Annotated in this window: 9 protein-coding genes; 1 reads left to right on the plus strand and 8 read right to left on the minus strand. The window is 39.7% G+C overall.

Annotation, left to right across the window (positions count from 1 at the left end; all coding sequences use genetic code 11):
- Window positions 1-28 precede the first annotated feature (28 nt).
- From TLET_RS07430 to TLET_RS07465, 8 genes are all read right to left on the minus strand, one after another.
- Entirely contained in the window at window positions 29-268 is a 240-nt protein-coding gene (locus tag TLET_RS07430) for a hypothetical protein (protein WP_012003481.1), read from the minus strand.
- Complete coding sequence (locus TLET_RS07435) at window positions 265-2,418, minus strand: heavy metal translocating P-type ATPase (RefSeq protein WP_012003482.1); 2,154 nt, start codon at window positions 2,416-2,418, stop codon at window positions 265-267. The genes TLET_RS07430 and TLET_RS07435 overlap by 4 nt, the downstream gene beginning before the upstream one ends.
- Before the next feature lie 326 nt (window positions 2,419-2,744).
- Window positions 2,745-3,707 (minus strand): TRAP transporter substrate-binding protein, encoded by a 963-nt coding sequence (locus TLET_RS07440; protein WP_012003483.1) that lies wholly within the window; start codon window positions 3,705-3,707, stop codon window positions 2,745-2,747.
- A gap of 39 nt (window positions 3,708-3,746) precedes the next feature.
- Window positions 3,747-4,928: a Gfo/Idh/MocA family protein gene (locus TLET_RS07445; protein WP_012003484.1), complete on the minus strand. Its 1,182-nt coding sequence runs from the start codon at window positions 4,926-4,928 to the stop codon at window positions 3,747-3,749.
- Window positions 4,929-4,940: 12 nt separating this feature from the next.
- A complete protein-coding gene (locus TLET_RS07450) occupies window positions 4,941-6,038 on the minus strand; it encodes a M24 family metallopeptidase (protein ID WP_012003485.1) in 1,098 nt (365 codons plus the stop codon).
- Window positions 6,035-7,525: a tripartite tricarboxylate transporter permease gene (locus TLET_RS07455; protein ID WP_012003486.1), complete on the minus strand. Its 1,491-nt coding sequence runs from the start codon at window positions 7,523-7,525 to the stop codon at window positions 6,035-6,037. The genes TLET_RS07450 and TLET_RS07455 overlap by 4 nt, the downstream gene beginning before the upstream one ends.
- Window positions 7,526-7,537: 12 nt before the next feature.
- Window positions 7,538-7,993 (minus strand): tripartite tricarboxylate transporter TctB family protein, encoded by a 456-nt coding sequence (locus TLET_RS07460; RefSeq protein WP_012003487.1) that lies wholly within the window; start codon window positions 7,991-7,993, stop codon window positions 7,538-7,540.
- 35 nt (window positions 7,994-8,028) lie between these two features.
- Window positions 8,029-8,994 (minus strand): tripartite tricarboxylate transporter substrate binding protein, encoded by a 966-nt coding sequence (locus TLET_RS07465; RefSeq protein ID WP_012003488.1) that lies wholly within the window; start codon window positions 8,992-8,994, stop codon window positions 8,029-8,031.
- Window positions 8,995-9,291: 297 nt separating this feature from the next.
- Here TLET_RS07465 and TLET_RS07470 point away from each other — a divergent pair, with 297 nt between their 5' ends.
- Window positions 9,292-10,992 carry an NAD(P)/FAD-dependent oxidoreductase gene (locus tag TLET_RS07470; RefSeq protein ID WP_012003489.1) on the plus strand — a complete coding sequence of 567 codons (1,701 nt, stop codon included), beginning with the start codon at window positions 9,292-9,294 and terminating at the stop codon, window positions 10,990-10,992.
- Window position 10,993 lies beyond the last annotated feature (1 nt).

Raw genomic sequence — 10,993 nt, forward strand, 5'->3', positions numbered from 1 at the left:
AGGCTGAGCAACCCACAGAATTTCAAATTCATATTTTTTCCTTGAACTTTTCTTCAATACTTTCGATTAAATTCAGTTGATCGACGATTTGGTTGAGTTTTTCAAGTACCAATTGAAGATTTTTACCTTTATCTTTGCACGCATCTTCGAGAGTAGACATTTTGCTGCAACATGTGTCGAAACCCATCTTGCTCAAAGCTTCCCCAAGATCTGAGTGCATCTCAATAATCTGTTTCAGAGCCATCTGTCCAGTTATTTTTTCTATCATATTTCTACCCCCTTACTTATCCTCAACGAGTTCAGGGTTACCGTTATGGAACTCAAGGCCATGGCAATCTCAGCGATTACCGGGTGTAAAAGCCCTGCCATAGCACTCGGTATAGCTATAACGTTGTAAAAAAATGCCCAGAAAAGATTTTGTTTTATGATTTTGAAAGTTCTTTTGGATATCTCTATCGTATCAACTATCTTGGATATACCACCTTTTGTGATGATCACATCTGCACTGTCAATTGCCAAATCAGTTCCGCTACCTACAGCAATTCCAACATCTGCACCTTTCAAAGCACCGGCATCGTTCATACCATCGCCAATCATAACAACCTTTAATCCCTTAGCCTGATATCTTCTTACTATATCAAGCTTGTCCTGAGGTTTAACATTAGAATAAACTTCGTCTATACCAACTTTATTCGCCACTGCTTTTGCCGTTGTCTCATTATCTCCCGTTATCATTACCGGCTTTATTCCCATATTCCTGAGCCTGCTCACTGCTTCCTTTGAATCATTTCTTATGGTGTCTTCTATAGCAAGAAATCCTGCGACATCACCATTTTTTCTCACTTCAACCACTGTTTTTCCTTCTTTGTAAAAAGAGTCATACACATCTGGATTTGCCGGTTTTCCCACGAAGTACTCATCTTCACCAACCTTTGCCCTAATTCCTTCGCCAACTATCTCATCGATATCTTTTACCTCAAAAAAATCCTTGACCGTAGAAGATATTGCTCTGGCAAGTGGATGATTGGAGTTTTTTTCTATGCTCGCGACTATTTTCAAAGTGGTTTCATCAAGATTGTGTTGTACCACTGCTGGCTTTCCCTCAGTAAGAGTACCTGTTTTATCCATCAATACCACTTTCACATCTTTAGAAGTTTGAATAGCCTCAGCATTTTTTATCAAGAGACCTTTTTTTGCAGCAAGTCCTGTTCCAGTAACAAGAGCCATCGGGGTTGCCAGTCCAAGAGCACATGGACAGGCTATAACTATCGTTGCAACAAAGACGAAAATTGCAAAATTGACAGGTTCTGTCGTGCTCATAACCCATGGAAAAATTTCATTCATTTTGTCAAGAAAGGGTACAAACTTTTCAAAATTGAAATACCACACAATAGAAGCTATAACTGCCAGCGATATTATTGTTGGGACAAACCACATGGTAATTCTGTCTGCGAGCGCTTGAATAGGTATTTTTGAACCCTGAGCCTGCTGAACCAGATTTATCATCTGTGACAAAAAACTATCCTCGCCGACTCTGGTTACCTTTATTCTGAGAGGACCAGTCAAATTCAGAGAACCACCTATCACTTCGTCATCCTCTTTTTTGTGAACTGGTATTGATTCTCCAGTTATGACCGATTCATCAACTGAAGATTTTCCCCAAATTACAACACCGTCAACGGGTATTCTTTCAGATGGAAGAACCGATACGATTAAACCTTCTTTCACTGCTTCTAAGGGCACAGTGATCTCACCTTTTTCTGTTATAACACGCGCTTCTTTTGCCTGAAGTTTCAAAAGTGATTTGATCTCTTTGCTTGCCCGATCCCTCAGGTGGGATTCTATAAACCTTCCGGTTATATGGAAGGCTACAATCATCGCACCTATGGCGCCAAATGACATGACTGGCAGGCCAAAAGCTTCGAGAACAGAGGTAATCCATGATACAACAGAGCCGAAGAATATAAGCGTATCCATATTGGTGTGTTTATGAGTAAGGGCAATCCATGCACCTTTTATAGTATCCTTTGCAACATAGAAAACAACAAAGCCTCCCATAAAAATTTCGAGCCAGACAAAGTAGTTTACAGGACTTATGAACATGTTGTACAACATTATCAGAGCAAGCGGAAGAGTTACAAACCATGCAAATATCAGATTTCTTTTAGCAGCTATGTACCTTTTCTTTTCTATTTTCTCTGGGGGCTGAGTTGATATACCATAACCAACTTGTTCAACGGCGGTCTTTATCATTTCAATAGGGATTTCTTTTTCAGCGACGATAAAACCTGTTGAAGTAGCCAGATTAACTGCCGCAAATTCCACACCTTCAATTTTGCCGAGGGCTTTTTCAACGGCCTTTGCACATGTTGCACATGTCATACCGGTCACCGTGAAAGTCTTCTTTATTTTCTCCACATTATCACCTCACGTTTCACGCTCCCCACCTGGGGTGGGTAATACAATTATAGCACCTTTCACGAAAGAAGATATATTTTATTTGACGAAGATTCTGCAATTCATCTCCATCTTCTGTAAGGATGAATAGCAGTTGATAAATATCTGGTTCGGTATACAAGATGACAAGAAATCAGCAGGGCAGGAACAGTCCGAATTCACGCCTGTAGAGATTGGCCCCCTACTACCAGTAATACAGCCCCAGTAGCAAGTCTAATCGATGAAACAGGAAGCCACCACACCCACAGGTGGAGGTAATTCACAAAAGGGTTGCCAGGCGGCAACCCTTACTGGGCGAGGACTTCTGCCCAGGTCGTTACAGGCCAGGTGGTCTTGAATAATTCTTCAATCGCAGGTTCTGCCATTTCTCTAATTTTCTGGAGGACATCTTCATTGAGAACAATTACTTTCATACCAAGTTTTTGCAGTTCAGCAATAATGTTATTTTCATTGTCTTTTATCTTTTCCGTTGCCCAGTTACAAACTTCAGCCATTATTGCCTTAATTAGTTCCTGATCTTCCGCTGATAATTTTTCGAAAGTAGGCCTGTACATCGTTATCCAACCAACTCCACAGAGATGATTCGTCAGTGTCAAATAAGATTGAACTTCATAGAGTTTAAAAGAATATATCTGGGTCAAATCGCCCTCTGATGCCTCTGCTCTACCTTCTTTTAGTGCCTGATAAAGTTCCGGAAGTGGAACGGGTACCGGCTCCACTCCAAGAGATTGCCATACTTTTATCCAGGTTTGTACAACAGGCAATCTAAGCTTAATGCCTATCAGGTCTTCTACTTTTTGAATGGGTTTGTTGGAAGTAAATTGCCTGTACCCACGATAAATAGTTCCTATGCAAACCATGTTCCCTTTCTCAGAAATCATAGCTTTTGCCTTTTCACCAAGAGGTCCATTCCAGACCCTTAAAAAATGTTCATAATCTTTGATGATAAAAGGTGCATTGACGAAGAAATATTCCGGTGCAAATACTTCCACTGGTCGACCGCCCGTGAATTGCATGTCGACTATTCCTTGCGAACACTGAACATTTGCTTCCTCCTCAGAAACAATGCCTATCTGCAATTCAACAGCGATACGACCATTAGTAAGAGCCTCGATCTTTTCTTTGAACATTTCCATGGCATCTGCCAGAATATGACCTTTCTGGAAAGGTGTGGTAGCCTTAATGAAAACCTGTGAACCAAAAACTGCCATAGTTGAGACAAGCAAAACAACTAAAACAAACTTTCTCATCTTCACACCCCCTCCTATCCGTTTAGAGAATTTCCTTCATTAGCCCAGTTCAACTTTTTTGCCGGATTCTGCAGATAAATATGCAGCATAGATGATCTGAACCGTCTGTTTTGCAAGTTCATAATCGCTGGCAGGTTTTTTATCTTCAATTATTGATAAAGCAAAATCTCTCATCTCCTGTGGAAATCCTCTCGTCCAGAATTCATCAAAAGATGGAAAACTATACCCAGATTTGGTTTCAAGTTTCTCTGCTATGTACTCTTCTTTCCATACATTTTCCCCGGGTGCAAAAGCTATCATTGAGTTGTTAGGTGTTATATTTGCAGTTATCATTGCATTCGACCCATAGAGTTCGATTCTATTTTTTATTCCCCCAAGGCTAACATCTGTCGAAAAAACAGTTGCTTTTGAGCCATCTTCGAAATCAATTATCACGATTGACCAATCTTCGACATCCTCCCAGCCTCTTACTACGTAGCAATCCTTACCTTCTAAGGCTGACATTTTTGTCAGAAATCCAGTTTGTGCTGTTACAGCAACTGGTTTTATGGAGACTCCATCACGCACGATTCCTTCAAAAGCTTTCAAATGCAACACAGCAGCCACAGGATGAGAGCCGAGCCGCATCAAGCTCCCCCCACCAGAGGTTCTCCATTCTCTTGAATAACTTGCTTGAGAACCTGAATGACTGCACTCGGCCCTCAATTCAAAGACAACCCCGCTGGAAGTCCTTAGCAGTTTTTTCATTTTCTGAACAGCAGGTGCGTAAACCCAGTTTTCTGCATACATGAACTTTATCCCTGCACTGACGATTTTTTGCTCCAAAAACCTAACTTTTTCCATAACTTTCCTGTACATCTCTGTTTTCGAAATCTCTGTTCCTACTCTTTCGACATCTGGTTTATCCTCACCATGATAACCAAGCAGCGGTTTCTCACAAATAACATGCTTTTTGCATTCACAGGCTTTCAAGGTAATCAGATCGTGCAGATTTGTGGGTGCACATATATCAACAACATCAATTTGATCACTCTCGCACAATTGCTCGAAATTATTGAAAATAACAGGAATATCGTAATTTCTGGCGAATCTCTCAGCATTTTCCTTTTTTGAAGCGCAGACACCAACTACCTCGAAATATGGATAATTTTCTTTGAAAGCATCCATATGTATCTTTGCTATAAACCCGGCTCCGACAATACCAACTCTTATTTTGCTCACGTGAATACCTCCCTACATCACAAAAATATCAGGTCTGACAAATCTGACATTGCCGATTCCTATTTCGAGTTTTGGAAAAATAAATGGTTTAGTTATCATAATTGGTCCAGATTCTGTAACTATAAAACCGTCTTCGGATTTTGTGCCGCTTATTGTAGGGTTCCAGCAAAAGGCTTGATTTCGCCTTATAATTTCGTCACATGCTGGAGTCACTCTTATATCACGTGCGTAATATCCCATTGGCCCACCTTGATGATGAAATTTCCATTCTTCATGATATCCGCGTCTTTTATACTCTTCTATAGCAGCAAGAACAGGGACATTCATTTTTTCTCCTGCTCTGGTTTTATCAATCATTATGCATTCAATTTCCACATTATTTCTGTACTGTGTAACCACATCTGCCGGGACTTTTCCAAAATAAACCATACGCGTAACTGTGGTTATCAAGCCTTTGTATCTGGCATTCACAGACACCATTACAGATCTTTCAATTTTTTTCAATGTGGGAATGGGATGTCTGTACAAGCGAGCTCTTTCATCTGCCGCAACCATAAATCCAGTAGGATCTATTCTGTACTGCCAGAGTTGTTCACTTATTTTTCCTGCTACACTCGCTTCACTATCACCTGGTTTCACGAAAAGTAGAACGCTTTCAAGCGATCTGGAAAGTATCTCTCCAAGATACATATAACGTTCTATTTCAGACTCTGTCAGTTCATACCTCAATTTGTTTATCTCATTTTCAACGTAATTCAGATCAGATACAGGAACATCGCAACCAACTTTACCATCAACAATTTTTTTCACAATCTCAAGCTCTTTATTTTCAAACCAGTCATAATCGATTATCTCGAAATTGAGCTCCCCTAACTCTTCATCTTTCATTCTTTCAGACTCTATCTTATTTGCCAGGATATAGCAGCTCTCTCGGGTAATCAACACAGAAGCAACCCCAATTTCCGTAGCTATACCAACCATATTCAACCCTCCGCCGGTGATCCATGAAAAATTCGGTTGTTTTTTTAAAAGGACTGCCGAGAGCCCATGTTTGTCTAAAAAATTCCTAACCCTCGAAAGTTTTATTCTTACCTCTTCAATTCTTGTCATCGGTTAACCTCCCTTTTTGTAGCCCTGTAAGAGTTGAGTAAAGACAGGGCAACAGACGCAAATGCAAAGATAAGAAGCGTAAGAGAAATAGGACGTTTAAAAATAATCAACCAATCATTTTTTGATGTTAAAAGAGCCCTGTTTAGGTTCTGCTCTGCTTGTGGTCCGAGAATCAAGCCTAAAACAAGTGGAGGTAATGGGAATCTGGCTTTTCTCATCAGATATCCTATGACACCAAAAGCAAGTGCAACCATAACATCATAGATATTATTTCGCAGTGAAAAAGATCCAACGATGCATAAAACCATAACTATGGGCATAAGAATCTCATCCGGAACTTTCAATATATTTGGTGCCACCAGAACTGAAGCAAAACCAACTATCAGCATTAAAAATTGAATAATAAACCATCCTGCAAAAAGCGTATAAACGATGTCTGGATGTTCTGTAAACAAAAGCGGCCCAGGACGAACGCCTATCAGAATCAACGCACCAAGCATTACAGCTGTAACAGCATCACCTGGAATTCCTAAGGATAGAGCCGGAACCATAGCTCCACCAGTAACAGCGTTGTTTGTGGTTTCGCAGACAGCCACACCTTCCAAAGCACCTTGACCAAATTTTTCTTTATTTTTGGACCACCTTCTTAACTCATTGTATGCAAGGAAAGTTGCTATTGTTCCCCCAGTCCCCGGTATCACGCCGATAAAAGTACCTATCACAATCCCGAACATTATAGGAATTAAAATAGATTTGAACTCATCTTTTGTCAGCAAAAGCCCACTTACTGTTTTTGTTGTCTGCTCTATTTTTTGTTTTCTCTCTATGCGACCGAAAATCTCCGATACAGCAAAAACACCTATCAGTACTGGAAGAAATTCGAAACCATTTTCAAAGGCACTTATGCCAAATGTGAGCCGCTCTGTTCCTCTTATATTGTCGATGCCAATTACAGATAGTAATAAGCCTATCAAACCAGAAATGATGCCTTTCACCAGATTTCTACCTGATACGCTTGCTATTATAGTCAGGCCAAAAATAGCAAGAGAAAAATATTCTGCAGGTCCAAATTTCAAGGCAATCTTTGCAAGAAACGGAGCAAGAAAAATCATGCAAAGACCACTTGCAAGACCTCCACATACAGAACCTATTAACGCTGCACTGATAGCTTTTCCTGCTTTGCCTTTTTGGGCAAGTGGATATCCGTCCAGCGCCGTTGCTGCCGCGGAAGGTGTACCGGGTGTTCTAAGCAAAATAGCAGATATCGACCCTCCAAACATTGATGAACAATACATTCCAACAAGCATCAAAAGAGCCAATTTTGGTTCGAGATAATAGGTGAACGGTAAAAGTAAGATTATTCCCATTGAAGAAGTTACTCCGGGCAAAGCCCCAACAATTAAACCTCCAACAACTCCAAGTAGCATCAACATAACTGAAGAAGGCTGTAAAGCAGTTTTAATTCCATCTATCCAGTAACCCAGCATTTTATACACCTCTCATAACGAAAAACGCGGAAGTGGAATTTTGAAAACCTGAGAAAAAACATAATAGACTGAGATAGTAACAACAATACTTAAAACGATATTCAACCATAAATTTTTCATACCAAACAAATACGCACATGAAAAGATTAAGAACGGGGTGAGGTAGAGAAATCCTATTTTATCCATCAACAAAATATATGCAAAGAGCATGACGACCAAGCAAATAAGTTTCAAGAAAACCGATGTGTCACTTTTTTTCTTTGTTTCATCATTCTTCACTAACAAGCCTTTTATCAACAATACAACCCCAAGAATCATCATAGATACCGTTATCAATCTTGGAAAATCTGCCGGGCTCAAACCGAGCTTTACGGGTTTAATACCTATCGTGCCAAGGAAAAAAACTAATCCTAAGATCGACACAATCAGACCAGAAAGAAAATCGTTTTTGCGAGAAGTCACAAGCATCCTCCTCGATATCCCCCCGCCGAAGCGGGAGGAGGTTACTTTCCATATTTTTCTCCAAGTTTCTTGTTTTTCATAAGATTTTCCCAGAATTGATTTTGCCGTCTCACAAAATTGAAAAATTCCACGGAATTCATATAGGATATAACACTACCAAGTTCTTTCGCTTTTGAAAGAAATTCAGGATCATTGATACATTTATAGAAAATATCGTGTAAAGTCTCAACTATTTCTGATGGTGTTCCTTTTGGAGCAGCTACGCCACGCCACATTCCAAGTCTGAAATCGTATCCTAACTCAACCGATGTTGGAACATCTGGAAAGACGGAAAGTCTTGATGCACCGAGAACAGCCAGTACTCTCAACTGCCCACTCTGAACATTGCTAACACCCTCTGGAGCTGCTGCCATTACAGCATCCACATGACCACCAACTAATGCTGTGATAGCCGGCGCACCGCCATTAAATGGCACATGAATAAACTGGATCCCCACAAAATCTTCAAATGCAACTGCTACAAGGTGATTCCCACCACCGGCACCACCATTTCCCATTGTGATTGTCTCAGGGTTGTTTTTTGCTGCCTCAATTAAATCACTTAAAGTCTTGTATGGAGAATCTGCTCTAACCAAAATATAGCTGGGATCATTGACAATGTTTATAATAGGTACAAAGTCATCAACAGTAAATTTAACATCACTCCAGTGAATTTTTGTGATAATGGGAGTGGCAAGTGAAAACAGTGTATAACCATCAGGTTTTGCCTTTAGAAACTCCATCACCCCTGTAACGGCACCTGCACCCGGAATATTGTTAATAACAAGAGGTTGTCCATTTGCATATTTTGGAAAAACAGAGGCCACTGCTCTAAAAAGTACATCAGTAGCTCCTCCGGCCGACCATGGAACTATAATTTGCACAGGCCTTGAAGGAAAAGTTTCAGCAAAAGCTACAAGAGTTATCAACATGATGGTAACCAGAGCTAACAGACACCTGAATTTCATATGAAACACCTCCCTATGATATGTGATGTAAAATAATATTTTTACTAATGCTTAATATTACCTATCCTGTAAAAGAATTTTATCTCACTTTATGTTTCTATTTGGTAATTAATATTATTTTAAAGTTACATAATAGACATTGATATATTACATTGAGATTTTTTGTAACATAATATATGCATATCTTTCCTTCCTGTAAGGCTTATTTACGCGACTTTTGATTCTTGAATGTTACAGCTTGACAAAAAGACAACAATAAGTTAAGATCAGGATGTACGGACAACCGTATGACAGGGGGTGGTTAAGATCATCAACCTTGAAAAAACTCTCAAACGAAGGATTTCAAAAAGCATTGAAGTATATGAAAAAGACGGCTCAATAGTCCTTGAAGGCATTGTTGACAATTGGGAAAAGGCAGTCAGTGCTGGAAAAATTGCATCGCGTTTTGCAGAAAAAGGTGTAGTTAATCTGATAGAATGCAGAGGCCTTCAAAAAGACAATCCATCAAAACCTGATATAAAGGACCACAAACTTGAAAATAAAAAAATCGATGTTTTGATCATCGGAGCTGGAATTATAGGCTGTACAATAGCAAGAGAGCTATCAAGATACAAAATAAGTACACTCGTAGTTGAAAAAGAAAGTGACATAGCGATGCATCAAAGCTCAAGAAATGCAGGTATGGCTCACCCGCCAATTGCTCCCAGACCAGGTTCAAAGAAAGCTCTGTACAATCAACGTGGTTTGAAAATGTTACCTGAACTTTCTAAACAACTTGATTTTCCATTCGAAGAAAATGGCATGGCAATTTTGTTCAAACACTGGATTTACTTTGTTGCCGCCGGGCTCATCCATTCTCGGGCCAGAAAAAACGGGATTGAATCAATTCAATTTTTTTCAAAAGCAAGATTGAAATCGATTGAGCATAGAATAACCGACGACTTCGCTTGGGCTTGCTTGTTCGAAAATGCCGGGATTGTCGATCCTTTCAAGATGACCCTTGCTTTTGCTGAAAATGCTATTCAAAATGGCGTGGAATTTTCTTTCCAGACCTTTGTTGAGTCAATGGAACTTAATCAACAAAAAATTGTTTCTGTCCAGACTAATAGAGGAAGAATCTTTCCTCGCGTAGTTGTTAATGCAGCCGGGCTCTGGGCTGATTATATTGCTGAACTTGCTAATGATAGATTTTTCACCATACATCCAAGAAAAGGAGAAATGGCAATAATAGACAGAAAAAAACAAAATCTTGTAAAATTGACTGTTTCTATGCCACACATAACTCAAGCAAAATCAGTTACAAAAGGTGGGGGGTTAATTCCAACTGTTCATGGAAATTTACTACTTGGTCCTACTGCAAAAGAAGTCCCTTTCAAAGAAGATTACAGTACAGATGAAGATAGCCTCAACGAACTGATTAAAAGGCACGCAAAACTTGTTGAAGGTCTTGGTTTAAAAGATGTCATAACATACTTTGCCGGTACAAGGGCAGCAACTTACAAAGAGGATTTCATAGTTGAAAAGTCAGAAAAGGTGAAAAACTTAGTTCATGCTGCTGGAATACAATCCCCGGGCTTAACAAGTGCCCCGGCAATTGCACAGGATATTGCCAAAATGTGTATAGAAATTCTCTCAAATGAGATCAAAGTTCTGCCAAACACCGAATTTATACCTGCCAGAAAGAGTGAACCTTTATTCAAAGATCTGCCACTTGAAGAAAAACAGAAACTCATTAAAAAAGAGCCAGATTATGGCGTTGTTGTATGTAGATGTGAAGAAGTGACAAAAGCAGAGATCATAAAAGCCGTGAATTCACCCTTACCAGCAACCACCCTCGATGGCATAAAATGGAGAACGCGCTGTGGTATGGGAAGGTGTCAAGGAGGTTTTTGCACCCCATATGTTTTACAGACACTTCAGCAAAAGATAGATGTACTGAATCTGACAAAAAAAGGTGGCTCTTCATATATAGTGGTTTCTAAAACAAGGAGTGATTGAC

Source organism: Pseudothermotoga lettingae TMO (assembly GCF_000017865.1).
Taxonomy (GTDB): domain Bacteria; phylum Thermotogota; class Thermotogae; order Thermotogales; family DSM-5069; genus Pseudothermotoga_B; species Pseudothermotoga_B elfii.